This window comes from Rhizobium sp. BIGb0125 (assembly GCF_024810055.1).
Lineage (GTDB): Bacteria > Pseudomonadota > Alphaproteobacteria > Rhizobiales > Rhizobiaceae > Agrobacterium.
In genome coordinates, this window is record NZ_JANUDV010000008.1 from 64,424 (window position 1) to 90,648 (window position 26,225).

At 54.0% G+C, this 26,225-nt stretch carries 23 protein-coding genes; 18 read left to right on the forward strand and 5 right to left on the reverse strand.

Features of this window, described 5'->3' with window-relative positions:
* Positions 1 to 65 precede the first annotated feature (65 nt).
* Genes mnmG through M2418_RS21215 form a run of 4 tightly spaced genes read left to right on the forward strand, consistent with a single transcriptional unit; the run spans position 66 to position 4,300 of the window.
* Positions 66 to 1,943 carry a tRNA uridine-5-carboxymethylaminomethyl(34) synthesis enzyme MnmG gene (gene mnmG, locus M2418_RS21200; protein ID WP_259148949.1) on the forward strand — a complete coding sequence of 626 codons (1,878 nt, stop codon included), beginning with the start codon at positions 66 to 68 and terminating at the stop codon, positions 1,941 to 1,943.
* Positions 1,944 to 1,954: 11 nt separating this feature from the next.
* On the forward strand, positions 1,955 to 2,569 hold the full coding sequence (gene rsmG / locus M2418_RS21205; protein WP_259148950.1) for a 16S rRNA (guanine(527)-N(7))-methyltransferase RsmG: 615 nt from the start codon (positions 1,955 to 1,957) through the stop codon (positions 2,567 to 2,569).
* 24 nt (positions 2,570 to 2,593) lie between these two features.
* Positions 2,594 to 3,388 carry a ParA family protein gene (locus M2418_RS21210; protein WP_275643473.1) on the forward strand — a complete coding sequence of 265 codons (795 nt, stop codon included), beginning with the start codon at positions 2,594 to 2,596 and terminating at the stop codon, positions 3,386 to 3,388.
* 30 nt (positions 3,389 to 3,418) lie between these two features.
* Positions 3,419 to 4,300, forward strand: a complete 882-nt coding sequence (locus M2418_RS21215) for a ParB/RepB/Spo0J family partition protein (RefSeq protein ID WP_259148951.1) — start codon at positions 3,419 to 3,421, stop codon at positions 4,298 to 4,300.
* A 154-nt stretch (positions 4,301 to 4,454) separates the two neighbouring features.
* Here the strand turns inward: M2418_RS21215 and M2418_RS21220 are convergent, their stop codons facing one another.
* Entirely contained in the window at positions 4,455 to 4,673 is a 219-nt protein-coding gene (locus M2418_RS21220) for a DUF1674 domain-containing protein (RefSeq protein WP_192490584.1), read from the reverse strand.
* 116 nt (positions 4,674 to 4,789) lie between these two features.
* Between M2418_RS21220 and htpX the strand changes: the two genes are divergently transcribed.
* The 4 genes from htpX to purH all read left to right on the forward strand — a co-directional run bounded on the left by htpX (position 4,790) and on the right by purH (position 10,722).
* Positions 4,790 to 5,749: a zinc metalloprotease HtpX gene (gene htpX / locus M2418_RS21225; RefSeq protein ID WP_259148952.1), complete on the forward strand. Its 960-nt coding sequence runs from the start codon at positions 4,790 to 4,792 to the stop codon at positions 5,747 to 5,749.
* Positions 5,740 to 7,134 (forward strand): RsmB/NOP family class I SAM-dependent RNA methyltransferase, encoded by a 1,395-nt coding sequence (locus tag M2418_RS21230; RefSeq protein ID WP_259148953.1) that lies wholly within the window; start codon positions 5,740 to 5,742, stop codon positions 7,132 to 7,134. The genes htpX and M2418_RS21230 overlap by 10 nt, the downstream gene beginning before the upstream one ends.
* Positions 7,135 to 7,356: 222 nt before the next feature.
* Complete coding sequence (locus tag M2418_RS21235; protein ID WP_405049460.1) at positions 7,357 to 9,000, forward strand: heparinase II/III family protein; 1,644 nt, start codon at positions 7,357 to 7,359, stop codon at positions 8,998 to 9,000.
* A 105-nt stretch (positions 9,001 to 9,105) separates the two neighbouring features.
* Positions 9,106 to 10,722 carry a bifunctional phosphoribosylaminoimidazolecarboxamide formyltransferase/IMP cyclohydrolase gene (gene purH / locus M2418_RS21240; protein WP_259148955.1) on the forward strand — a complete coding sequence of 539 codons (1,617 nt, stop codon included), beginning with the start codon at positions 9,106 to 9,108 and terminating at the stop codon, positions 10,720 to 10,722.
* Positions 10,723 to 10,839: 117 nt separating this feature from the next.
* Here the strand turns inward: purH and M2418_RS21245 are convergent, their stop codons facing one another.
* The gene (locus M2418_RS21245) at positions 10,840 to 12,381 is read right to left on the reverse strand and encodes a UxaA family hydrolase (RefSeq protein WP_250984349.1); all 1,542 of its coding nucleotides are present in this window, start codon (positions 12,379 to 12,381) and stop codon (positions 10,840 to 10,842) included.
* 50 nt (positions 12,382 to 12,431) lie between these two features.
* The gene (locus M2418_RS21250; protein ID WP_250984150.1) at positions 12,432 to 13,142 is read right to left on the reverse strand and encodes a FadR/GntR family transcriptional regulator; all 711 of its coding nucleotides are present in this window, start codon (positions 13,140 to 13,142) and stop codon (positions 12,432 to 12,434) included.
* Positions 13,143 to 13,369: 227 nt separating this feature from the next.
* Between M2418_RS21250 and M2418_RS21255 the strand changes: the two genes are divergently transcribed.
* The 9 genes from M2418_RS21255 to M2418_RS21295 all read left to right on the forward strand — a co-directional run bounded on the left by M2418_RS21255 (position 13,370) and on the right by M2418_RS21295 (position 22,730).
* Positions 13,370 to 14,935 (forward strand): sugar ABC transporter ATP-binding protein, encoded by a 1,566-nt coding sequence (locus tag M2418_RS21255; protein ID WP_259148956.1) that lies wholly within the window; start codon positions 13,370 to 13,372, stop codon positions 14,933 to 14,935.
* An 8-nt stretch (positions 14,936 to 14,943) separates the two neighbouring features.
* Complete coding sequence (locus M2418_RS21260; RefSeq protein ID WP_250984152.1) at positions 14,944 to 15,966, forward strand: ABC transporter permease; 1,023 nt, start codon at positions 14,944 to 14,946, stop codon at positions 15,964 to 15,966.
* 85 nt (positions 15,967 to 16,051) lie between these two features.
* Positions 16,052 to 16,993: an ABC transporter substrate-binding protein gene (locus tag M2418_RS21265; RefSeq protein ID WP_259148957.1), complete on the forward strand. Its 942-nt coding sequence runs from the start codon at positions 16,052 to 16,054 to the stop codon at positions 16,991 to 16,993.
* Positions 16,994 to 17,068: 75 nt separating this feature from the next.
* Positions 17,069 to 18,082, forward strand: a complete 1,014-nt coding sequence (locus M2418_RS21270; protein WP_259148958.1) for an aldo/keto reductase — start codon at positions 17,069 to 17,071, stop codon at positions 18,080 to 18,082.
* Positions 18,083 to 18,087: 5 nt separating this feature from the next.
* Entirely contained in the window at positions 18,088 to 18,930 is an 843-nt protein-coding gene (locus M2418_RS21275) for an amidohydrolase (RefSeq protein ID WP_259149084.1), read from the forward strand.
* A gap of 4 nt (positions 18,931 to 18,934) precedes the next feature.
* On the forward strand, positions 18,935 to 19,945 hold the full coding sequence (locus M2418_RS21280; RefSeq protein WP_259148960.1) for a zinc-binding alcohol dehydrogenase family protein: 1,011 nt from the start codon (positions 18,935 to 18,937) through the stop codon (positions 19,943 to 19,945).
* Entirely contained in the window at positions 19,942 to 21,075 is a 1,134-nt protein-coding gene (locus M2418_RS21285; RefSeq protein WP_259148961.1) for a mannitol dehydrogenase family protein, read from the forward strand. Before M2418_RS21280 ends, M2418_RS21285 begins: the two co-directional genes overlap by 4 nt.
* A gap of 12 nt (positions 21,076 to 21,087) precedes the next feature.
* On the forward strand, positions 21,088 to 21,417 hold the full coding sequence (locus tag M2418_RS21290) for an L-rhamnose mutarotase (RefSeq protein ID WP_192490573.1): 330 nt from the start codon (positions 21,088 to 21,090) through the stop codon (positions 21,415 to 21,417).
* Positions 21,418 to 21,452: 35 nt separating this feature from the next.
* Positions 21,453 to 22,730: an L-fuconate dehydratase gene (locus M2418_RS21295; RefSeq protein ID WP_259148962.1), complete on the forward strand. Its 1,278-nt coding sequence runs from the start codon at positions 21,453 to 21,455 to the stop codon at positions 22,728 to 22,730.
* 47 nt (positions 22,731 to 22,777) lie between these two features.
* On the opposite strand, the gene cobD is transcribed toward M2418_RS21295, so the two are convergent.
* Complete coding sequence (gene cobD / locus M2418_RS21300) at positions 22,778 to 23,809, reverse strand: threonine-phosphate decarboxylase CobD (protein WP_259148963.1); 1,032 nt, start codon at positions 23,807 to 23,809, stop codon at positions 22,778 to 22,780.
* On the opposite strand from cobD, the gene cbiB reads away from it, so the two are divergent.
* On the forward strand, positions 23,808 to 24,773 hold the full coding sequence (gene cbiB, locus M2418_RS21305) for an adenosylcobinamide-phosphate synthase CbiB (RefSeq protein ID WP_259148964.1): 966 nt from the start codon (positions 23,808 to 23,810) through the stop codon (positions 24,771 to 24,773). The two genes, cobD and cbiB, sit on opposite strands and share 2 nt — an antisense overlap.
* Here cbiB and M2418_RS21310 read toward each other — a convergent pair.
* Positions 24,760 to 26,217, reverse strand: coding sequence for a cobyric acid synthase (locus M2418_RS21310; RefSeq protein WP_259148965.1), 1,458 nt, complete (start codon positions 26,215 to 26,217; stop codon positions 24,760 to 24,762). The genes cbiB and M2418_RS21310 overlap by 14 nt on opposite strands.
* Between the last annotated feature and the right edge of the window lie 8 nt (positions 26,218 to 26,225).

Here is a 26,225-nt window from a genome sequence, read left to right on the forward strand (position 1 = left end):
CACGTGAAACATTCGGGCTAATGAGTGCCCTCTCCGTTTCCGCAGAGTAATACAAGGGCATAAAGATGCACTACGATGTAATTGTTATCGGTGGTGGACATGCGGGCTGCGAAGCTGCGGCGGCAGCGGCACGTCATGGCGCAAAGACAGCTTTGATTACCCACAAAGCCGACACCATTGGCGTCATGTCCTGTAATCCTGCGATTGGTGGTTTGGGAAAAGGTCACCTTGTTCGCGAGATTGACGCTCTCGATGGTTTGATGGGCCGTGTTGCCGATGCGGGCGGAATTCAGTTCCGTATGCTCAATCGTAAAAAAGGGCCGGCTGTCCGCGGTCCTCGTACGCAGGCTGACCGCAAGCTTTATCGTCTCGCTATGGCTAAGGAAATTGCCTCAATCGATAATCTTACAGTTATCGAAGGTGATGCCTATGATATTGAAATTGAAGATAAAATCGTCAAAAAAGTTGTCATGGCGGATGGGCGTGTGTTTCCTTGCGCATCAGTTGTTCTGACCAGCGGCACCTTTCTCCGAGGCCTCATTCATATCGGTTCCGAAAAGATTCCCGCAGGGCGTGTTGGTGAAAAGCCATCTGTTGGACTGTCCGATACACTGGCGCGGTTGGGGCTGAAACTGGGTCGTTTGAAAACTGGCACACCAGCCCGTTTGAATGGCAAAACAATTGATTGGGATTCGGTGGAGCGCCAGTCCGCAGACGAAGACCCGGTCCCCTTCTCTTTCATGACGGACGCGATTGTTAATCCGCAAATTGATTGTGGTGTGACCCGTACCACCGAATACAGTCACAAGATCATCCGCGACAATATCCATCTCTCCGCGATGTATTCCGGACAGATTGAAGGTGTTGGGCCACGTTACTGCCCTTCCATCGAAGACAAGATCGTTCGTTTTGGAGACCGTGACGGCCACCAGATATTCCTGGAGCCCGAGGGACTGGATGACGACACGATTTACCCGAACGGTATTTCGACGTCGTTACCGGCGTCCGTTCAGGAAGCTTTCATTCATAGTATTCCCGGATTGGAAAAAGTTGAAATTTTCCAACCAGGTTATGCAATTGAATATGATTACGTTGATCCTCGCGAGCTCTACCCTTCTTTGCAGGTCAAGAAGGTGCAAGGTCTGTTTCTTGCAGGACAAATCAATGGCACGACTGGTTACGAAGAAGCGGGCGCTCAAGGCCTGGTCGCCGGTCTTAATGCATCGCTTTATGCTTCCGGTGCTGACGCCCTGCATTTCAGCCGCACTGAATCCTATATCGGTGTGATGATTGACGATCTGACGTCGAAGGGCGTCAGTGAACCGTACCGCATGTTTACATCACGTGCCGAATATCGGCTTTCTCTACGAGTTGATAATGCCGATTTGCGTCTGACCCCTATTGGTTTGAAAGCGGGAATTATTGGTTCGGCCCGCGCTGGGCGCTTTTCTGAATTCACGGATGCGATCGAAGACGGTCGTGCTCTGCTGCAGTCAATTCAGATCAGCCCCAACGAAGGGGCAAAAATTGGCTTGAAGTTGAATCAGGATGGGCAGCGCCGTTCTGCCTATGAGTTGCTGTCCTATCCTGATATTTCGCTCGATCAGCTCCGTGGACATTGGAGCGAGTTGAGCGTGATCAACAATAAGGTTGGCGAAGTGCTGGAGATTGAAGCTGGCTATGCTGTATATATGCAGCGTCAGAGCGCTGATATTATCGAAATTCGTCGTGACGAGGATCGTAAGATACCGGATGATTTTGACTACAGCTTGCTTTCCGGCCTGTCGAATGAGTTGAAGCAGAAACTTATTGCTGCAAAACCTCTGAATATCGCACAGGCATCCCGTGTCGATGGCATGACACCGGCCGCTGTATCGCTTATTCTGGCGTTGGTAAAAAAGCACAACGTAGCGATTCAACCGCAGGTAAAATCGCACTCATAACGAGTCTTTATATGCAGATAAACGGCCAAAGTGTTTCACGTGAAACACATGAACGACTCACACATTATGTTGAGCTGTTTAAAAAGTGGAATAAAACAACAAATCTCGCAGCGCCGTCCACCATATCGGAAATCTGGAGTCGGCACATTGCCGATAGCGCGCAGATTTTTCAGCTAAGCCCACAACCGCAGACGTGGGTTGATTTGGGCAGTGGCGGCGGACTTCCTGGCGTTGTCACAGCGATTTTCCTGGCTGAACTCAATGATGGTTGGGTTCATCTGGTTGAAAGCAACAATAAGAAAGCGGCTTTCTTGCGTGTTGCTCTGGCTGAGACCGGTGCAAGGGGCAGTGTTCACCCCATTCGCATCGAAAAAGCGCCTGAAATCATTCCGCATTGCGATGTGATTTCAGCACGCGCGCTCGCTGACCTCGATCTTTTGCTCGACTATATGCATCCTTGGGCCAAAGATTCCGAAAAAGTGAGGGCTTTTTTTAATAAAGGCCGGGATTACCAAAGTGAGATCACGAAAGCCCGTGGTCGTTGGCAGTTTGATCTGATAAAACATTCCAGTGTTGTTGAGGCAGATTCCGTTGTTCTGGAAATCAGCCGTCTTACATCTCAATAATGATGTATTCTCTGGGTGTGCGGCATTATGTTTGAAAAAAACCGAATTATCACCATTGCAAATCAGAAAGGCGGCGTTGGTAAAACAACGACAGCCATCAATCTTGCAACGGCACTCGCGGCAATTGGGGAACGTGTTCTTATTGTTGACCTCGATCCGCAGGGTAATGCCAGTACTGGCTTGGGTATTGATCGCCGCGATCGCAAACTTTCATCTTATGACTTGCTGATTGGTAGCAATACGATTGGTGAGACTGTCGTCCCAACAGCTGTTCCCAATCTTGATATTGTGCCATCCACAATGGACTTGCTGGGCTTCGAAATGGAAGCCGCGAATCTGCCCAACCGTGCTTTTCGATTGAAGGCCGCCCTGTCAAGCGAACAGGCGAAAACCTATTCCTATATTCTATTGGACTGCCCGCCATCCTTCAATCTACTGACCATGAATGCCATGGCCGCCGCACATTCGGTATTGGTGCCACTTCAGTGCGAGTTCTTTGCGTTGGAAGGGTTGAGCCAGTTGCTCGATACCGTCAATCAGGTTCGGCAGACTGTCAATCCTACTCTCGATATCCAGGGTATCGTATTGACGATGTTTGATGCGAGAAACAATCTGGCCCAGCAGGTTGTTAACGATGTGCGTACCCACCTTGGGGAAAAAGTCTATCATACGCTTATTCCTCGCAATGTTCGGGTTTCGGAAGCGCCATCTCATGGTAAGCCTGCAATTCTCTACGATCTGAAATGCGCGGGTAGTCAGGCCTATCTTCAGCTTGCGTCGGAAGTTATCCAGCGCGAGCGGTTGCGTAAGGCGGCGTGACGGACAAGTTTATAGTACGGAGTGACATGCATGAGTGACGATATTTCAAAACGTCGGCTTGGCCGCGGTTTGGCAGCCCTGATCGGTGAGATGGATCAGCCCCTGCCCTCGGGAGATACGCAGCGTACGGTCAATCCCGATCGAAATGTTCCCATCGAATTCATAGCCCGCAGCGCGCGTAACCCGCGCCGGCATTTCGATGAAAGCGAACTGCAGGATTTGGCTGCTTCTATTCGTCAACATGGCATCGTGCAGCCGGTTGTGGTGCGTACCGTTGAACCCAGCCGTTATGAGATCATCGCTGGTGAACGTCGCTGGCGTGCTGCGCAGCTAGCGGGCTTTACAGAAATCCCAGTTATTATTCGTGACGTGGACGATCGAACAGCACTTGAATTGGCGATTGTTGAAAACGTCCAGCGCTCAGACCTTAATCCACTTGAAGAAGCGCTGGGTTACGATCAGCTTATTGCTGAGCATGGTTATACACAAAACGATCTTGGCGAAATTATCGGTAAAAGCCGAAGCCATGTTGCCAACAGCCTGCGCTTGTTGAAACTGCCGGATCCTGTTCGTGACATGTTGGCACAGGGTTCCCTGTCTGCCGGTCACGCACGTGCGCTGGTTTCGACCTCTGATCCATCGGGCCTGGCAAAAACGATCGTGTCAAAGGGTTTGTCCGTTCGTGATGCTGAGCGTTTGGCGCAAAATGACATCAAGGGACAGAGTGAACCTCAGCGGCAGTCCGTACCGGAAACCAAGGATTCAGATACTCTGGCTTTGGAGCGTTCACTGACGGATGCACTTGGGTTGGATGTAAAGATCAATCACAAAGCGTCTGGCGGCCAGATCCGTATCAGCTATAAAACGTTGGAGCAGCTTGAGGCTGTCTGCAAGCTTCTGGAACGCGCCTGATATTGTTTCGAAAATGAAATGATTTCATTGCAAACCCGCATCGGCGTTGGTGCGGGTTTTATATGGTTAATGACGTCTTAATGAGATATGCTACGTAGCTACAGTCGTTTAAGTCTTTGTTTTCACGCTATTTTGATCGACGTGAAACGCCGAACTAAAAATCAATTGCACGGCCGTTGATCTCATAATCGCCAAATCGCACGGGCTCAGCGCCGCCTCGCCCGCCGGTCTCCGCCGGCAGCTCCAGTTCCTGTTGCGCTTTTCTGCGCTCTTCTGCTTCCTGCAGGGCTCGTTTGGCGGCTGGCGACAATTTACGTGTTGAGAGGTTCTTTTCGTTCTCGTCGAACAAGTTGTCGTTATCTGCATTCTGCATGGTTTCGCGCCTTTGGCAGTCTGATATTGAAAAGCGGATTATCATAACCAAATTACACGAGGAACAATCTTACGGCAAATGGCCGTATCGAACACATCGTAAAATGGAGACAACGGATGAATCTTGCGCGCACTGCCATGCTTCTTGCCTTCATGACAGCCTTATTCATGGGGGTCGGCTTTCTGATTGGCGGACAGGGCGGCATGATGATCGCACTTGTCATCGCGGCGGGTATGAACCTGTTTTCCTACTGGAACTCGGACAAGATGGTGTTGTCGGCTTATCACGCCCAGGAGGTTGATGAGCGCAACGCGCCAGAGTTTTTTACGATGATCCGCGATCTATCGCAGAATGCCGGCCTGCCAATGCCGAAGGTCTATATCTACGAGAGCGAGCAACCAAACGCCTTCGCTACGGGCCGCAATCCTGAAAACGCAGCTGTGGCCGCCTCTACGGGCCTTCTGCAAAGATTGAGCCCGCAAGAGGTTGCAGGGGTCATGGCCCATGAGCTTGCCCATATCCAAAACCGTGACACTTTAACCATGACGATTACGGCAACCCTTGCCGGTGCTATTTCGATGCTTGGAAACTTTGCGTTTCTGTTTGGTGGCAATCGCAACAACAACAATCCGCTCGGTTTCATTGGCGTGCTGGTTGCCATGATTGTTGCGCCGCTGGCGGCCATGCTTGTTCAGATGGCGATCAGCCGGACTCGCGAATATTCCGCTGACCGTCGTGGTGCCGAGATTTGTGGCAATCCCTTATGGCTGGCCTCAGCGCTTCAGAAAATCTCTGGCGCTGCACAGCGTCTGCACAATGAGGATGCCGAACGTAACCCGGCGACTGCGCATATGTTCATCATCAACCCGCTATCCGGTGAGAGAATGGACAACCTGTTTTCCACGCACCCGAATACTGGCAATCGTGTCGCTGCGCTGCAGGCAATGGCAAACGAATTTTCCCAGCCATCGACGCCACCCGCCACAAGTGCTAATGCCGAGCGTAAGACACGTTCTGTACCCTCCACCGGCTGGGGACGGGGCGGAAACAATGAACGCAAAGGACCATGGTCTTGACGGCAGAACACGCCAAAAAAACACCTCACCGCAACAAACGGCGTGACAATCCAAGAGCAGGTAGCGATCAGGACGGTGGACAGCAGTTTGACAACAAGCCGGGTCTAGAAACCCGCAATGCTGCTGTCAAAATCCTGTCTGCTGTCATCGATAAGAAAACATCGCTTGATGGTATGCTGGATGCTGAAACAGGCAATCCGGCCTATAGGGCGCTAAATGCGGCTGACCGTGGTTTGGTGCGCGCCATCATCAACACAGCCCTTCGTCACCTGCCGCGTATTGATGCGGCGATATCCATGTTGCTGGACAATCCCTTGCCATCAGGCGCGCGGTCGCTGCATCACGTTCTGGTGGTCGGTGTAACGCAGATGCTCTACCTTGATGTACCCGACCATTCTGCTGTCGATCTTGCCGTAGAGCAAGCTCATCGCGATCCTCGTAATCGGCGTTTCGTAAAATTGGTCAACGCCCTTCTGCGTCGTCTCGGCCGCGAAAAGGAGGAGATCAAGGAACGAATTTCCACCGTGCCGGTGCTGCCTGAATGGTTCTTTGACCGGTTGGTCTCGGCCTATGGTCGAGAAAAAGCCGAGCAGATTGCGCAGGCACAGCTTTGGCCTTCGACCATCGACGTTACGGTGAAATCTAATCCAGAAGTCTGGGCAGAGAAATTTGGCGGTCAGGTACTGGCTACGGGATCAGTACGTCTTGGCGCCTTTGAAGGGCAGATCCCTGATCTCGAGGGTTTCACGCAGGGCGAGTGGTGGGTGCAGGACGCAGCTGCCAGCCTTCCAGTCAGATTGATGGGAGACATCAAGGGCAAACGGGTGGTTGACCTCTGTGCGGCTCCTGGTGGCAAGACCGCACAGCTTGTTTTGGCTGGAGCTGACGTGACGGCCCTTGATCAATCGGGTAACCGTTTGAAGCGACTTCGCGGCAATCTGGAGCGTCTCGGTTTTGCAGCCGATACGGTTGAAAGCAACCTGTTGACGTTCACCACAGATGAACCTTTTGATGTGGTGCTGCTTGACGCGCCCTGCTCTTCAACAGGAACCCTGCGTAAACATCCTGATGTTCCATGGACAAAGGGACCGGAAGACATTGAAAAGCTCGCCGGACTCCAGGAGAGAATGCTGCGCCACGCCATTTCACTGGTGAAGCCAGGTGGCATTCTGGTGTTTTCCAACTGCTCGCTTGACCCTCTTGAGGGTGAGCACATGATTTCCCGCGTGCTGCAAGACAGCACCAATGTGGAACGTGTGCCTGTGGACAAAAAAAATTGGCCAGGTTTGGAAGCTGCCGTCAACGGCGACGGCGATTTGCGCACAACGCCTGATATGCTTGGCGGAACCGATGGATTTTTTGCCACCGTGCTGCGTAGAAAATAAGCAAAGCCCGACGGATTTCCACGTCTGAAAAACTGATGTCGGATTTTTTTCTTGAAATTCCGTGCCTTAAAAAGATTATGCAATCAATCACGAATCATGTGATTGATTGCTAAATTATTTGTTTCGTGTGCAATTCCTTAAAATCAGGCATGAGACCGTATAGACGGGAAAAACGGTTTGGCAGGGTCTAACTCCAACGGTTACGGAAGTGCAGGGTTTTTTATGAAAACCCTATACCGTCGTGCGCGTATACGGGTTGCCGGCTTGCGTATGGTCCTGATACCCGGGGTGTCTGCGCCTGATGGGCTGGTTGCAGCACCGACAGATTTACATGCCGTTGATCCGTTCGTTGCGGAAGAATTGCTGAATGGTCGTATCGTTTTGGCTGGCCGGGTCTACGAACTGGATGGCGTTTCGGTTTTTGCGGATGAATTGCCAAGTCTGGCATTTGCGGAGAGCCTCTATTCCTTTGAATGGTTGCGTCATATTCGTGCTCACCGTACAAATGAATGCTGCGCAAAGGCCCGCCAACTGGTGGCGGAATGGATGGCGCTGCACGGGCGAAAAGCGCGTGGTCTGGCGTGGGAGCCGGACATTGCAGCCAGACGGTTGATTGCGCTCCTGTCGCATTCTCCTGTTGTACTGAATGACGCCGAGAGTGGTTTCTATCGCCGCTTCATGAAGACACTGGGTTTTCACGTGCGTTATCTCGGCATGATCGCCCGCTTTGCGCCCGATGGTGAAACTCGCCTGCGAATACATATTGCACTGGCTGTCGCCTCAATCTGTATGTCTGGCAAACAATCCTGGGTGTCACGTCAGGCCAGAAAATTAAGTCGTGAAATGGAACGTCAGGTCCTGCCGGATGGCGGGCATGTTTCACGCAATCCGCGGGTTCTTCTCGATCTGTTGCTGGATCTGCTGCCGCTGCGTCACAGCTATATTAATCTCGGACACACTGTTCCGTCCGGGCTTGTTTCCGCAATTGACCGAATATTTCCGGCATTGCGGTTTTTCAGGCATCAAGATGGTGATCTGGCTCTGTTTAACGGCGCCACGAGCACGTTGGCCAACGAACTGACGGCTGTGCTGCGGTATGACGATACGGCCGGGGCAACGACGCGTGAACTGCCTGATATGGCCTATCAGCGTTTGGTGGCTGGAGACACAACTGTGCTGATTGACACTGGCCGGGCTTTATCTGTTGAGCTTTCATCAACTGCCCATGCCGGTTGTCTGTCTTTTGAAATGTCTGCAGGACGGTATCGCTTTATCGTCAATTCCGGTTCTCCGGAAAATGGCAGTGTCGAACTGAAAGAATTGGCGCGCTCCACGGCGGCCCATTCAACTGTGACCTTGGCCGATACGTCGTCATGCCGGTTTTCCCGCTCAGCATTTCTCGGACCAATTATGGTGCAAGGTGCCCGCGAGGTGATGGTCAACCGTACGACTGGGCCTAATAAAAACGACATCGTTTCCGCAAAGCATGACGGTTATGTTGCCGATTTTGGTTACCTGCATGAGCGCGAAGTGGATATGAATGAGGCTGGAACACGTATCCGGGGTCGTGACATTGTCTATGTAGCTGGCAAGAACAACAAACATATTCCTGAAAGCCTGCTGGCTGTTGCGCGCTTCCATGTTCATCCCCTGATCGAACTTAGCCAGCTCAATGATGAAACCGTAGTTCTGACTGCACCTGATGGTACCCGCTGGCATTTCTCAGTTCCCGGCCGAGCCCTTGCCATTACCGATGATATCTTCATGGCAAATGTGTCCGGCCCACGGCGGTCGCAACAGATTGAAGTGGCTTTCGACGTTCCCGAAGTACGCGAAATACGCTGGTTTTTAGACCGTAAGGCCTGAATGATTGCCTGATTCGTGTTTATTCCCGTGGGAAGGTGTGCTAACGCGACCCCAACGGCCGGTCTCTTCTTCCGGCTGATTTTCCTGCCTATACGGAGTAAGCCGATGGCTGTTGTTTCCAAGAAAATCCCCGCCCCGGATAAAGTCAAAATTCGCACGGCACTTTTGTCCGTATCGGACAAGACCGGCATCATCGAACTCGCCACCACACTGGCTTCAATGGGTGTGAAACTGCTGTCGACAGGTGGAACCGCGAAGGCTATTGCCGATGCTGGCTTGCCGGTTACCGACGTTTCTGACGTCACGAAGTTTCCGGAAATCATGGATGGCCGCGTCAAGACGCTGCACCCGAATGTGCATGGCGGTCTTCTGGCGATCCGTGATGACGCTGATCACATCGCTGCCATGAAAAAGCACGGTATCGAAGGCATCGATCTTTCCGTCATCAATCTCTACCCCTTCGAGGAAGTTCGCGCCAAGGGTGGTGATTACCCGACAACGGTTGAGAATATCGATATTGGTGGCCCGGCCATGATCCGCGCTTCAGCCAAGAACCATGCCTATGTCACAGTTATCACTGATCCGTCCGACTACGGCGCTTTGCTGGATGCACTGAAGGCTGATGACGGCCAGACAACCTACGCGCTGCGCCAGAAGTTTGCTGCCAAGGCCTATGCTCGTACAGCTGCCTATGACGCGATGATATCCAATTGGTTCGCGGATGCGCTTGAAATTGAAGCACCTGATTACCGCGCAATTGGCGGCGTCCTGAAAGAAAAGATGCGTTATGGTGAAAACCCACATCAGAGCGCGGGCTTCTACCTGACCGGGGAGAAGCGTCCCGGCGTTGCCACGGCAACGCTGCTGCAGGGCAAGCAGCTTTCCTACAACAACATCAATGACACGGATGCTGCCTTCGAGCTGGTGGGTGAGTTTCCGGCCTCCAACGGTCCGGCCTGCGCCATTATCAAGCACGCCAATCCATGTGGTGTTGCAACCGGTGAAACCATGCTTGAGGCCTATAAAAAGGCCCTCGCCTGCGATTCTGTATCGGCATTTGGTGGCGTGATTGCGCTTAACCAGACGCTGGATGCGCAGACGGCCGAAGAAATCGTCAAGCTGTTCACCGAAGTGATCATTGCTCCTGACGTTACGGAAGAAGCAAAGGCCATCGTAGCGCGCAAGCCAAACCTGCGCCTGCTGTCGGCCGGTGGTCTGCCAGATCCGCGTTGGCGTGGCCTCGCAGCCAAGACCGTTTCCGGTGGCCTTTTGGTTCAGAGCCGCGATAATGGCATGGTTGAAGACCTCGACCTCAAGGTTGTGACAAAACGTGCGCCGACTGCCCAAGAGTTGGAAGACATGAAGTTTGCGTTCAAGGTCGCAAAACATGTTAAATCCAACGCCGTTATCTACGCCAAGGATGGTCAGACAGCGGGTATTGGCGCAGGCCAGATGAGCCGCGTGGATTCCGCACGTATTGCAGCCCTGAAAGCTGAAGATGCCGCCAAGGCGCTTGGCCTTGCCGAACCACTGACAAAGGGCTCTGCGGTTGCTTCTGAAGCGTTTTATCCGTTTGCAGATGGTTTGCTAGCCGCGATTGCTGCCGGCGCTACAGCCGTCATCCAGCCGGGTGGCTCGATGCGTGACCAGGAAGTGATCGACGCGGCCAACGAACATAACGTGGCGATGGTCTTCACTGGCATGCGTCACTTCCGCCACTAAGCATCGCGGCTTCTCTCAGCCTTTATTGGGAGAGGCCCCAGCACCTTAATAATCAAAAAGGCCCGGAGAGATCCGGGCCTTTTTCCATTTCGTGGCGATTTCGATGTTTCACGCCTATCAGGTCACAGCTCCAACCTGCCACGGTACAAACTCGTTATCACCATAGTCGTAAATTTCGCTGACTGTCTTGTCGCCAGAGGCAACAGCAAGAATCCGCTCGAAAATCCGTTCCCCTGCTTCCTCAATGCTTTCGACACCGGTGACGATTTCACCGCAGTTCAGATCCATGTCTTCCTGCATGTGTTCGAACATTTCAGTGTTGGTCGCGATTTTAATGCAAGGTGAGGGCTTGAAGCCGGATACGGATCCACGTCCTGTCGTGAAACAGATGACGTTGCAGCCGCCAGCAACCTGGCCTGTTACAGCAACGGGGTCATAACCGGGTGTGTCCATAAACACGAAACCTGGTTCGGTAACGGTTTCTGCAAATTCATAAACTGCTTTCAGCGGCATCGAACCACCCTTGGCCACGGCACCCAGAGATTTCTCAAGAATGGTGGTCAAGCCGCCCAGCTTGTTGCCGTGCGACGGGTTGTTATTCAGTTCGTCTCCGTTACGCGCGGTATAGTCGCGCCACCAGTCAATGCGCTCAAGCAGCTTTTCGGCAACCGCTGGCGTTACGGCACGGCGTGTCAGAAGATGTTCGGCACCATAGATTTCCGGCGTTTCCGAAAGCACCGTGGTGCCACCATTGCGCACGATCAGGTCGGATGCGTAACCAAGTGCCGGATTTGCAGAAATGCCGGAATAACCGTCCGAACCACCACATTCCAGTGCTAGTTTCAGTTTGGACAGTGGCTGCGGGGTGCGTTTGGCATGATTGACGAGTGGCAGCATGTCCTTGATCTGGGCAATCGCAGCTTCGATGGTCTTGCGGGTGCCGCCATGCTGCTGGATGGTCATGGTACGCAGACGCTCACCCTCCTCCATCCGGTAGTGTTCGAGAATGGGGGCAATCTGGTTTGTTTCACAGCCGAGGCCGATCAGCAGAATGCCGCCAAAATTGGGATGACGTGCATAACCTTGAATGGTGCGGATCAGCAGTCGGTACCCTTCCGACTTGGTGTTGAGAGCACACCCCCCACCATGGGTCAGCGCAACGACACCGTCGACGTTGTCAAAACCGTCCAGTCCGCCCTGCTTGTTGAAGTAGTCGGCAATGTAGCGGGAGACGGTGGCGGAACAGTTCACGGACGCGATGACGCCGATGTAATTGCGGGTACCAGCGCCACCAAGGCCACGATCGTAGCCCATGAATGTACGGCGTTCGGCTTCCGGCAGCATGCCGGTTTCCTCGATATCGACGCTGAACTGGTGCGCATGCTCGGAGGGTACCATGGCAAGGTTGTGCAGGTGGACATGACGACCGGGCTCAATGTCCTGGGTGGCAATACCGATCACCTGACCGTATTTACGGACTTCTTCGCCAGACTTGATGGTCTTCAGCGCAACCTTGTGTCCGCGGCCGATCAGGTCAAGTGCGACAAGATCTCCCCTGCCGGTCGGGTTTCCTGCAGGAATGGATCTGCGGGCCACAGCAACGTTATCGTTGATATTCAGCAGGATGGTTGGCTCGGAATTTAATGCTTTATCATGCACTGTCACGGGGATTTTCCTCCTCCCGGTCTATGTCTGCGCAAAAGCGCTACTCAGTTCTCGATCCAGCGCTGCTTTGAGCTTTCGAGATGGCTATGCATCGCTGCTTGCGCAAGCAGTGGATCGCGCATTTCAAGGGCTGCCAGAATGACTTCATGCTCATTCAGGGCTCGTGTCCATGTCTCACGGTCCTCAAAACGGACGCGAAACTGGGCGGAAATAGGACTGTGGCGTTCGTCAAAAAGCTCAGCCACCATACGGGCCAACACGCTGTTTTGCGATTGTTCAGCAATGGTAATGTGAAACAGTCGATCCTGATCGAGCGGCTTTTTGCCGAGATCGATTTCCTTCTTCATGCCGTCCAGTAACTGGCGAAGCGTAACGAGTGCTTCCTGTGTAATACGGCTTGCGGCCAAAACAATTGTTGCACCCTCAATGGCAGCACGCGCCTGCATCAGCTCGGTCGGGCTGTCGCCCATCGACTTGGTTTGCCATGTGGTGGTGGCGGGCTCCGCAGACACATAGACGCCGGACCCCATACGAATTTCAACGCTGCCATCGATTTCAAGTGCAATCAGTGCTTCGCGTAGGGATGGCCGTGAAACACCCAGTTTCTGGGCCAGTTCCCGCTCCGCTGGCAGGCGCGATCCGGGCTGAAATTCGCCCTGATCGATCAACTCACGGATTTGATCGGCAATCTGCTGGTAAAGGCGACGTGTTTCCATGTGTTTGGTCAGGCCAATTATCTCGTTGAGTATGAGCATTTTAAGTTTGCGAAATTTGGCCTTACCGTATCTATAAGTGTGACAATAGGCAAGAATAAGTTTAAAATATTGAATTATATAGATTTATTGCGGTTCATAATTTTCTGCTATAAGGCTGGTTTCGAAGTTTTGCGATAATTGGCTTGACCAATAAAAAAATGCGGCCTAACCATTGCCTCCGATTGAAGGCAACCGGGTGGAGCGTGGTTGCGCATGGAGGATCTCAAATGTCACAAGGCGAACTCAATATCGTAGGCGCAAATACGCCTGGCGATAGCTTTGCCGGTGCTGCCGAAACCCTACTGCGCCTCGAAAATATCACCAAGGAATTCCCCGGTGTTCGGGCCTTGTCGGGCGTAGATTTTGATCTCGTGCGCGGTGAAGTGCATGCGGTCTGTGGTGAAAACGGTGCCGGAAAATCAACATTGATGAAAATTGTCAGCGGCGTTTATCAGCCGACTGAAGGTACAATCATTCACAAAGGTAACAAGGTTCAGTATTCCTCGCCGCTCGAATCCGAAGCGGCCGGCATTGCCATCATCCATCAGGAACTGAACCTCATTCCGCATCTCAGTGTGGCGGAAAACATCTATCTGGCGCGCGAGCCGCGTCGTGGGTTCTGGGTCGATCGCAAAAAACTGCGCGCCGATGCCAAGCGCTGTCTTGATCGTCTGGGTGTCGATATTGATCCCGACCAGACGGTGCGTGGCCTTTCCGTTGCGCAGTGCCAGATGGTGGAAATTGCCAAGGCCCTGTCTCTGGATGCCGAAGTGCTGATCATGGACGAGCCTACCTCGTCGCTGACCGAGCAGGAAACCACCCTGCTGTTCAAGGTCATTCATGACCTTAAACGGTCCGGTGTCGGCATCGTTTATATTTCTCACCGTCTGGACGAGATGGCGCAGATCGTTGACCGCGTCACCATCTTGCGTGACGGTCGTTATATCTCCACTGCCAAATTTGCTGAAACAACGGTTGATAATATCGTTGCCCAGATGGTTGGCCGGTCACTGGAGGAAAAATTCCCTGAGCGCACATCCACGCCGACCGACGAGGTTATCTTTGCCGTCAAGGGACTGACCCGCAAGGGCGTATTCGAGGATGTCAGTTTTGAGTTGAAGCGCGGTGAAATTCTCGGCTTTGCCGGGCTGATGGGCGCCGGTCGTACCGAAGTCGCGCGTGCGATTTTTGGTGCAGATCCGCTAGATTCCGGCGAGATCACCTTTGAAAGCCGCGTTCTTGATATTCGCACCCCGCAGGATGCTATCCGCGAAGGGATCGCCTATCTCTCCGAAGACCGCAAAAGTGATGGTCTTGCGGTGAAGATGTCGGTGGCAGCCAATACGACGCTTGCCAACATGGAAGCGGTTTCCAGCAAGTTTGGCGTGATTGATTTTGCTAAGCACAATGAGATTGCCCGCAAATATGTCGATCTTCTCAACGTCAAGACGCCGTCGATCGAGCAGACTGTTCGTCTGCTATCCGGTGGTAACCAGCAGAAAATCATCATCGGCAAATGGTTGTTCCGCGAATCCCGCATCCTGTTCTTCGATGAACCGACCCGCGGTATCGATGTGGGTGCGAAATTTGCCATCTACAAAATCATGGACGAATTGGCCGCACAGGGCATTGGCGTCATTCTCATCAGTTCCGAATTGCCGGAAGTGCTGGGTCTGACCGATCGTATTGCCGTCTTCCATGAAGGCAAGATCACCGGTGTCTTGAAGACGGCCGAAACGAACCAGGAAGAAATCATGCGATACGCATCCGGCTATGTACCGGCGGCGCAGTGAGGAATGCAATGAGCAGCAATAATCCTGAACAAAAGAACATGTCTTTAAGTGACCGCCAGAAGGATATCATCCAGAAGTTTGCGGCGCTGGGCAGCCTTGTTGCGTTGACCATCGTGTTTTCGCTCACCAGCAGTGCTTTCTTCACCGTTAGCAATGCCATGACCATCGCCTTGCAGGTCACGTCGATCGCTCTTCTCGGTATTGGTGCAACCTGCGTCATCATCACCGGCGGTATCGACCTTTCGGTTGGCTCGGTTTTGGCGCTTGCCGGTGTTGTTGCCGCGCTTGCGGTGAAAGAACTTGGTATCCCCGTGCCGTTTGCGATGCTTCTCGGCATTTTGACCGGTTCGATCTGTGGTTACATCAACGGCCTTCTGGTCACACGCTTCAAGCTGCCGCCGTTCATTGCAACGCTTGGCATGATGTTGATTGCACGTGGCGTGGCCCTGCAGATTACCGGTGCCCGCGCAGTGTCCGGCCTCGGTGAATCCTTTGGCGTTCTGGGTAACGGCGCGCTGTTCCGTGTCGTCAACATCGGCGAAGACGGCTTCCCGAATGTTGTATTCCCAGGCATTCCCTACCCGGTCATTCTGATGGTCGTCATCGGTATTGCCGTATCTCTGATGCTCAACCGCTCAGTACTTGGCCGCCATATCTATGCTGTTGGCTCCAACGCGGAAGCTGCGCGCCTGTCCGGCGTCAATGTCAGCCGGGTCACCAACTTTACCTACATTCTTTCAGGTACGCTTGCCGGCCTGACAGGCTGCGTTCTGATGTCTCGTCTTGTGACCGCACAGCCGAATGAAGGCGTGATGTACGAACTGGACGCGATTGCCAGCGCGGTGATCGGCGGTACGTCGCTGATCGGTGGCGTTGGTACAATTTCCGGCACAGGCATTGGTGCCTTTGTCATCGGTATTCTGCGCAATGGTCTTAACATGAACGGTGTTTCGGCATTCACGCAGCAAATTATCATCGGCCTCGTCATTCTGGTGACCGTGTGGATCGACCAGTTGCGTAACCGCCGCTGAGAAGGGCGCGGACCCTTTCCGTAAACAACAAGGGGGACGAGGAGTTCTCCCGAAGAGGCCAGAGTGGCCATAATTGGAGGAAGAGATGAAGAAACTTTCGACTGCCCTTCTCACATCTGTCATCGCACTGTGGAGCGTTTCCACCGTTCAGGCCGGTGAAATTGCAGTTATCGTCAAGACGGTAAACTCCACCTTCTGGCAGAACGTCCAGAAGGGCGCAGACGCTGCGATCAAGGACCTGAACGGTCACACGATCACATTCCAGGGCCCGGCTTCGGAATCTGCGATTGCTGACCAGGTGAACATGGTTGAAAACGCAGTAAACCGTAAGGTTGACGGCATCGTTCTCGCTCCGTCTGATCCAGACGCACTGGTTCCAGCCGTCAAGAAGGCATGGGAAGCCCGTATTCCTGTCGTGCTGATCGACTCCCAGCTTGCTGAGGGTTCCGAGCAGTACTACCAGTCTTTCCTTGCTACCGACAATAAGAAGGCCGGTGAACTTGCAGCGCAGGCGCTGATCGAAAAGGTCGGTACCGAAGGCAAGATCGCCATCATGTCCTACGTTGCCGGTGCCGGTTCTGAAATTGGTCGCGTTGGTGGTTTTACCGATTACATCAAGGCAAATTCCAAGTTGGAAATCGTTGGTCCGTTCTATTCGCAGTCGCAGATGGCAACGGCTCTGAACCAGACCACCGACGTTCTGGCTGCCAATTCAGACCTCAAGGGCATCTTTGGCGCCAATGAGCCAACAGCAATCGGTGTTGGCCGTGCGCTCGTTCAGTCCGGCAAGGCTGGCAAGGTTGTCGGTATCGGCTTTGACGGTAACCAGGACCTGCAGGAATTCGTCAAGGACGGTACACTGGCCGGTATTGCCGTTCAGGGCTCCTACCAGATGGGTGAACTTGGCGTGCAGACAATCGGCAAAATCCTCAACAAGGAAAAGGTCGAGAAGTTCGTTGATACCGGTGTGGTTGTTGTCACCAAGGACAACATCGAAAAGCCGGAAGCAAAGAACGTTCTTTACTAATCTGCCAGACAGGGCGCGTCGCGAAACGCGGCGCGCCGGTTTCTCCTGCAAACGCCTGATTGAAAGTGCCAGACGATGAAAGTATCCGATACGCGCAAGCTGCCCCGCCGCTCCGTTGACGTTACCCTTATGGGGCTTGGCTGCGCCCAGATGGGCAATCTTTACCGTGTTACGCCTTACGAAGAATCGAAGGGTGCTTTCGAAAAGGCATGGGAAAGCGGCATTCGTTATTTCGATACCGCACCGTTTTACGGTTACACTCGTTCGGAGCGTCGTCTCGGCACGATGCTGACCGAACATGATCGCAAGGATTACACCGTCAGCACCAAGGTTGGCCGCGTTATGGTTCCTGACGATACGGTTGGTCCGGAGGAAGATGCCTATGTCGCTCCGCTGCCGTTCCGCCCGAATTATGATTATTCCTATGATGGCGTTTTGCGTTCGTTTGACGCTAGCCAGCAGCGTCTTGGAATTCTGAGACCCGATATTCTGTACATCCACGACATCGGTTCTGCGACGCATGGTGAAAAGCACCCGCATTACTGGGAGCAGTTGACCTCTGGCGGCGGTTTCAAGGCGCTTGCAAAGCTGCGTGACGAAGGGTCGGTCAAGGCTGTTGGCCTTGGCGTCAACGAGTGGGAAGTCATTCGTGATGCCATGCAGGTTTTCGACGTTGATGTTGCCATGCTGGCCGGTCGCTATACGCTGCTGGAACAGCAGAGCCTTGCCTTCATGGACAATAGCGCCAAGGCTGGCACCGCGATCGTCATCGCCGGCGCGTTCAACTCCGGCATTCTGGCAGGCAACAAGAAGTTCAACTATGCCGATGCGCCAGCTGACATCGTCAAAAGCGTTGAAGCACTGGAAGCTGTTTGCGCTGACACAGGCGTCAAGTTGCAGGCAGCAGCCTTGCAATTTCCTCTCGCCCATCCTGCCTCCGTCACGGTGGTTTCGGGTGCGCGCAACGCAAGCCAGCTGACCTCAAACATTGAGTGGTTCGAGGAAGAAGTTCCGGCCGAATTCTGGGCCGAGCTGCGCAAGCGTGGCCTGATTGCCGAGGGTGCACCGGTTCCTGGCGGCAAGGCTTGATCGACATGCGGATTGATGCCCATCAGCATTTCTGGCTTATGAAGGATCGGCAGGGCCAATGGCCCCCGCCGTCCCTGGAGGCAATCTACCAGGATTTTTCCCCTCAGGATCTAAAGCCTTTGCTGGACGCGCAGTCCATTGACGGCACCGTTCTGGTTCAGACGATGGAGAGCGAGGCGGACACCGCCTCTATGCTCGATCTGGCGGCCAGTAACAGCTTTATCAAAGGTGTGGTTGGCTGGACGGATTTGAAGGCCCCGGGGGCTGTAGAGGCCATCAAGGCATTGTCCGCCAATCCGGTGCTTAAGGGTTTTCGGCCCATGTTGCAGGGTCTGGAAGACGACAATTGGATCGATGATCCCGCGCTGGACCCGGCAATCGGTGCGATGATTGCCTGTGGTCTCGTGTTCGATGCGTTGGTTTTGCCTCGACATCTGCCCGCACTTTTCAAATTTTTCTCACGCCATCCTGATCTTCCGGTGGTTATCGACCATGGTGCCAAACCTTGGATAGCGACCGGCCATTACAGCGAATGGCGTCAGAACATGGCGGCATTGGCAGGCCTACCCAATGTATCCTGCAAATTGTCGGGTCTGCTGACCGAGGCCGGTGATCAGAAACCTCAGGCTGTCCGTCCTTACGCGGAAACGATCCTTGAGCTTTTCGGTCCTTCGCGCGTGATCTGGGGCAGTGACTGGCCTGTGCTGCGGCTTGCTGGCGATTATGCTGGCTGGCTGGAGATGTGCCTCGATATCGTGCCGCAGCAGCATCACGATGCCGTCTTCGGTGGAAACGCCGTTTCTTTCTACAATCTGACCGAACGCCGGTCGTCTTCTGAAAACAGGTGATGTGATGCTTGCAATAAGCTGCGATTCTCCCGGAACACTGACAGCCGTTGACAAGGACATGCCGTCACGTGGCGATGGCGAAGTGCTGGTGCGTGTACGACGCATTGGTGTGTGCGGTACCGATCTGCACATCTTCACGGGCAATCAGCCTTATCTGTCCTATCCGCGCATCATGGGACATGAGTTGTCCGGTACTGTTGAAGAAGCACCGCAGGGAAGTACCCTTGCCAAGGGCGATGTCGTCACGATCATTCCTTACATCTCCTGCGGTCACTGCAGCGCTTGCCTCAAAGGCAAGAGCAATTGCTGCCGCAATATTGGCGTTCTGGGCGTGCATCGCGACGGCGGCATGGCGGAATATCTCAGCGTGCCACAGCAATTCGTTCTCAAGGCCGAAGGCTTGAGCCTTGATCAGGCCGCGATGACCGAATTTCTGGCCATCGGTGCGCATGCCGTGCGCCGCGCCAAAGTCGAAAAAGGCCAGAATGTTTTGATCGTTGGCGGTGGTCCCATCGGCATGGCCGTTGCTGTATTTGCAAAGCTTGATGGCGGACGCGTCACTGTCATTGACGGACGCACAGACCGTCTGGATTTCTGCAAGAAACACCTTGGTGTCGATGAGACCGTTCAGCTCGGCGATGGCGACAAGGACAGGCTGTCGGAGATTACCGGCGGCGATTTTTTTGATGCTGTTTTTGATGCAACAGGCAATTCGAAGGCCATGGAGCGTGGTTTTTCGTTCGTCGGTCACGGCGGCACCTACGTGCTGGTATCGATCGTCAGCAGCGACATCACCTTTAATGATCCGGAGTTCCACAAGCGGGAAACCACACTGCTCGGCAGCCGAAACGCGACCATCGAGGATTTTGAACGGGTCATTGCTGCACAGCGCAGCGGTGGCGTGCCGGATGCCTTGATCACACACCGTCTGACACTCACAGAGGTTCCGGAGAAGTTTTCTGATCTGCTCGATCCGGCTGCTGGCGTTGTGAAAGGCATGGTTGAGGTTCAATGAGCGAAGCCACTCCCATCCTGCAGTTCGGGACAAGTCGTTTTCTCCTGGCGCATGCCGACCTCTTCGTGTCGGAAGCACTGGAAGCGGGCAAGGCGCTTGGCAAGATTGCCATTGTCCAGACAACAGGCAATGCCCAGAGTGCGGCACGTATCGCTGCACTGGGTAAACCCGATGGCTATCCGGTGCGTATCCGTGGTCTGAAAAACGGCGTCGCTGTTGATGAGGAGCGTCGTGGCATGGCTGTGGCGTTTGGCCTGAATGCGAACCAGGATTGGCAGACCGTTCGCGAGATTGCCTCTGTTGCGAAGGTGATTATCTCAAACACCGGCGACAAGGGTTATGAGCTGGATTCGGACGATACCGTCGAATTGGCTGATGATTTTACCCGGGTTCCAAAAAGCTTTCCGGCCAAGCTGTGCTTGTTGCTGCTGGAGCGCTGGCAGCTTCACCCGGAAAGTGAAATCTCGATTTTCCCTTGCGAACTGATCCCGCGTAATGGCGAACGGTTGAAGGATATCATCCGTGAACTTGCCGACAGTTGGCAACTGCCTGCGGGTTTCACGTTTTACCTGACGGAAAAGTGTCGTTTTGCCAACAGCCTCGTTGACCGGATTGTTTCGGAGCCAATCGAGCCGGTTGGTGCGGTTGCAGAACCCTACGCCATCTGGGCTGTTGAAAATCAGGCTGGGCTGACATTGCCCTGTGTGCACCCTCATCTCGTTTTGACTGATGATCTCGATCATTACGAAAACCTGAAGCTCTACCTTCTCAATCTCGGCCACAGCTATCTGGCCGAACGCTGGTTGGTAGATGCGCGTGCCAAGGACGAGACCGTGCGTGAAGCCATGGCAGATTTGGACTTACGTGCCGATCTTGAAGCCGTCTGGCATGAAGAGGTTCTGCCGCTGTTTGCCGCTGAAGGTTTGGGAACTGAGGCAAAGGCCTATGTGGACGATGTTCGCGAGCGTTTTCTCAACCCGTACCTCGCTCACCGACTTGCCGATATTGCCGGCAATCACGACGAGAAAAAACGCCGCCGTATCGCACCGGTTATCGCATGGGCTGAAAAGCTCGGCCTCAATCTGCCGCAGACGCGTCTTCGCGCTGCAATGGCGACCATAAAGCAGTAACAGGAGTTATCAATGCAGCGCATGGGCATGGTCATTGGCGTCAAGCCGGACATGATTGCGGAATACAAGCGACTTCATGCGGCGGTATGGCCGGAAGTTCTGGAGCTGATCAGCAAAAGCAATATCCGCAACTACACGATCTTCCTGCGCGAGCCGGAAAACCTGCTTTTCGGATACTGGGAATATCACGGCACGGATTATGAAGCCGATATGGCCCGTATCGCTGCCGACCCAAAAAATCAGGAATGGTGGTCTTTCACCATTCCCTGTCAGCAACCGCTTGAAAGCCGCAAGGATGGAGAGTGGTGGGCTATGATGGAAGAAACATTCCACCACGACTGAGAACCTTTATTTCCCCTGACCGCGAGTAACCGGCCATGACCAAGATTACCGACCTTAAAGTATACGACCTGCGTTTCCCGACCTCTCAGAGCCTCGACGGTTCGGACGCCATGAACCCCGATCCAGACTATTCGGCAGCCTATGTGGTGTTGAAAACCGACACGGATGGTCTGGAAGGCCACGGCCTGACCTTCACCATCGGCCGCGGCAATGACATTTGCTGCATGGCGATCAAGGCGATGAGCCACCTCGTCATCGGTACCGACCTCGCAAAGGTCTTGGAAAATCCGGGTCAATACTGGCGTCACCTGACCAGCGACAGCCAGCTGCGCTGGATCGGTCCAGACAAGGGTGCCATGCATCTGGCCACCGGTGCCGTCGTCAATGCCGTCTGGGATCTCTTGGCCAAGCAGGCTGGCAAGCCGGTGTGGCAGCTTGTTGCCGATATGAGCGCAGAAGAAATCGCTGATATCGTTGACTATCGTTACCTGACCGACGTTTTGTCGCGTGAAGATGCGCTTTCTATCCTCAAGAAGGCGGAAGCCGGTAAAGCCGCCCGTGTTGAGACGCTGAAAAATGAAGGTTATCCCTGCTACACGACTTCTGCTGGATGGCTGGGTTATGACGACGACAAGCTGCGCCGTCTCTGCAAGGAAGCCATCGACGCCGGTTTCAATCACGTCAAGATGAAGGTTGGCCGTGATCTGGAAGACGATATCCGCCGTCTGACCATTGCACGTGAAGTGATTGGTCCGGATCGTTACCTGATGATCGACGCCAACCAGGTCTGGGAAGTTGATCAGGCAATCGAGTGGGTCAACAAGCTGGCCTTCTCCAAGCCGTTCTTCATCGAAGAGCCAACCAGCCCGGATGATATTGCCGGCCACCGCAAGATCCGTCAGGCGATTGGCGATGTGAAGGTTGCGACTGGTGAAATGTGCCAGAACCGTATCATGTTCAAGCAGTTCATCGCTGAAGGTGCGATTGACGTTGTGCAGATCGATTCATGCCGCATGGGTGGCCTGAACGAAGTTCTGGCCGTGTTGTTGATTGCTGCGAAATACAATCTGCCAGTCTGGCCACATGCTGGTGGTGTTGGCCTTTGCGAATATGTCCAGCACCTGTCGATGATTGATTATCTCGTTGTTTCCGGCACCAAGGAAGGCCGCGTCATCGAGTATGTCGACCATCTGCATGAGCACTTCATCGAGCCCTGCGATATCCGTGAGGCTGCCTATATGCCGCCAAAACTGCCGGGCTTCTCCATTGAAATGAAGCCCGCGTCGATTGCGGAATATACTTTCAAGGGTTGATACTGATTAAGCCAATAAAATCCCCGGTTCTGACCGGGGATTTTTTATTACACGCCTTTCAAGGCATCACGAAGCCGCTGCCATTCTTCCTGTCGTCCCGGCAGTCCAAAACGCAAATCCTGCGGTCTCTCTTCAAAGGCCCGCACCAGAATGCCATGTTCGCCAAGATGGCTGAAAATCTTGGCAGCGTTTTCATGGCGGACCAGGCGGAAGAGATTTGTGCCACCTGATACGGTCAGGCCGGCAGCGTTCAGCACCTCATCCAGCCGTTCGGATTTTTGCCGAAGGTGCAGGCGCATATCCACCTGCCAATGCTTGTCGCTCAGTGCTTCCGTGGCAATGTGGAGCGCGGGGCCGGAAATGGCCCAAGGCCCAAGGCGGCTTTCCAGCTTTCCAGCGATCTGTGGTGTTGCTACTGCAAAGCCAAGTCTCAAACCTGCCATGCCGTAAAATTTGCCGAATGAGCGCAAAACGACAATGCCGTCCTGATCGACATCACCACACAAGCTTTCATAACCGTCCCCAGCATCGCCGAATGCTTCATCGACAATCAGCATGCCGCCTTTCGCCTTCAGCGTTGTGGCCAGCGCTAAAAGGTCTGGCTTCGAAATGACGCGACCGGTCGGATTGTTTGGGTTGACCACGATGGCGAGATCAGCCGTCGAAAGCGTCGCGAAGTCATCCGTCTCGATCACCTCAAACCCATTCAATCGCGCAGCACGGGCATGTTCGGCATAGGTGGGTGACAGAATGACGGCTTTCGGTTTGGCCGATTTTTTTGCCAGCTCAGATACCAGCGGCAGCAAGATCTGCGTGCCCGGTGCCGCCACCACATACGCCGCAGAGGGCGCGCCATAGGCGCGTGCAGCGCGTTCTCTAAGGACCTCTGCCAATGCCGGTTCTGGCAGGCGCGAATAAGCCTCTGCCGGAATGGGCGAATGTGGATAGGAAATTGGATTGATGCCGGTCGAAAGATCGATCCAGGGCTTTGGTGCCTGTGGAAACAGGCTACGGGCCCGGGCAAGATTTCCGCCGTGCAGGATCACAGGCTCAATCTTTTCTGCTATTGGACTGTCCATGTTTTTCGCTCTCGCCTTCCTGTCGCTGCTGATCGAACGGTTCACCGGTTATCCGAACTGGCTTTTTGCCCGTATCGGGCACCCCGTGACATGGGTTGGTTCGTTTATTGCGCTCCTCGATAAAAAATGGAACCGGGAGAGTGACGATTTTGCAAAACGAAAAGTCATGGGTATGACGGCGTTGATTGTTTTGCTGGTGGTGACCATTTTTCTGGCATCGCTGGTGCAGTCCGTTTTATTTCTTCTGCCCCTTGGCCTTTTGTTTGTGGTGATCGTTTGCGCTGCATTGCCTGCACAGAAAAGCCTTGAGCAGCATGTCGAGGCGGTTGCAATCGCACTTGAAGCCGAAGGGTTGGAAGGTGGTCGCAAAGCCGTGTCAATGATTGTCGGCCGTGACCCGGATCAGCTTGACGAAGCGGCCGTCTGCCGGGCAGCAATTGAAAGTCTGGCTGAAAATTTTTCCGATGGCATCGTTGCCCCCGCTTTCTGGATCGGCATGTTGGGTTTGCCCGGTGGTGCAGCCTATAAGGCTATCAACACGGCAGACAGCATGATCGGCCACCGCAACAAGCGTTATGAAGCCTTTGGCAAGGCATCAGCCAAGCTGGATGACCTGGTCAATCTGCCAGCCTCACGTCTGACTGGTTATCTGTTCGTAGTCGCTGCCGTGTTCGTAAAGGACGCGTCTCCCAAGCGTGCGCTGAATGCCATCAAACGTGATGCGCATCATCATCGCTCTCCCAACGCTGGATGGCCGGAAGCGGCACTTGCCGGTGCTTTGGGCTACGCGCTTGCTGGCCCGCGTTCCTATGATGGCCAGATGATTGAGGCACGTTTTATGGGCAGAGGTGGACGTCGTGACTTGACGGCCGCCGACATTCGTCGCGCCTTGAAGCTGACACGGATCGCCGATGGATTGCTGATTGCGCTGTTTGGTTGTCTAGTTCTTGTTATCGGGCGATAGCCAAAAGTCTGTCCAGATCGAGATGAGTTTCCATATGGGCCGCCAATCGATCAAGGACTTCATCAACCTGCTGTTCGTAATTGAGTGCCGAACTGCTGCCACCTAACCGCTCCAGCCACACGCCTCTTTGTCGATCATCGGCAAAAAGACCGTGGATGTAGGTGCCGAGAACACGCCCCGCCGGTGAAATCGCCCCTTCAATGTGATCATCGACAGATGAAAACGGTCGGTCGCAGTCTTTACCAGTGGTAATGCCGACGTGCATTTCATAGCCGGAGAATGAAGTACCGTCGAAACTTGAACCGGTCACCGAGGCGAGGCGCTTATCTCCTGTCAAAACGGTGTCGGCGTCAAGCAGGCCCAAACCCTCGACCGTGGCTGGCGGTCCTTCGATGCCCTTTGGGTCGGCGATCGTGTTGCCCAGCATCTGATAGCCGCCACACAGGCCCAGCACATAACCGCCGCGTCTGACGTGAGACTTGATATCGATATCAAGCCCGGACTTTTTCAGCACTTCCAGATCAGCAATTGTCGACTTTGATCCGCACAGGAGAACCAGCGCGCAATCGGCTGGAATGGTCTGTCCGGGTCTCACCCTGACAAGTTCGACAGTCTCTTCCATGTCGAGAGGATCGAGATCATCAAAATTGGAAATATGCGGCAGGATCGGCACTGCAATACGGATTTTTGCGCCGGGCTTTTGTGTGGCGGGCCCACTCAGGCCAAGCGCGTCTTCGGCCGGTAGCTGTTGCGCCTCGGCAAAGTGAGGCAGAAGGCCTATGCTGCGCCATCCGGTTTTGTCGGCAATGATCCGCATTCCATTGTCGAACAGTGTTGGATCGCCGCGGAAACGGTTGACGATAAATCCCTCGATCATCGCCGCATCATCCAGGTCCAGAACCGTTTTGGTGCCAACCAGGCTGGCGATAACGCCTCCTCGGTCAATATCGCCGATCAGAATGACGGGTGCATCGGCGGCACGGGCAAATCCCATATTGGCAATATCATTGGCGCGCAGATTGACTTCGGAGGCACTGCCAGCACCTTCGACCAGCACCAGATCAGCTTGTGACTTGAGACGTTCCAAACTCTCTAACACATGCGGCATCAGACCTGCCTTCATATGCTGGTAATCGGCAGCCTTAGCATTACCAATGACCTTTCCCTGCACAACCACCTGCGCACCGGTTTCGCTTTGCGGCTTCAACAGCACCGGGTTCATGTGAACAGATAGAGGAACGCCGGCAGCGCGCGCCTGTAGCGCCTGGGCGCGGCCAATTTCACCGCCGTCAGCGGTCACAGCAGCATTGTTGGACATGTTTTGAGGTTTGAATGGCAGCACCGACAAGCCACGTTTGACAAAGGCGCGGGCAAGGCCTGCGACCATAAGCGATTTGCCGACATCAGAGCCGGTGCCCTGAAACATCAGAACGCGTGCTGCCATGTGGTTTT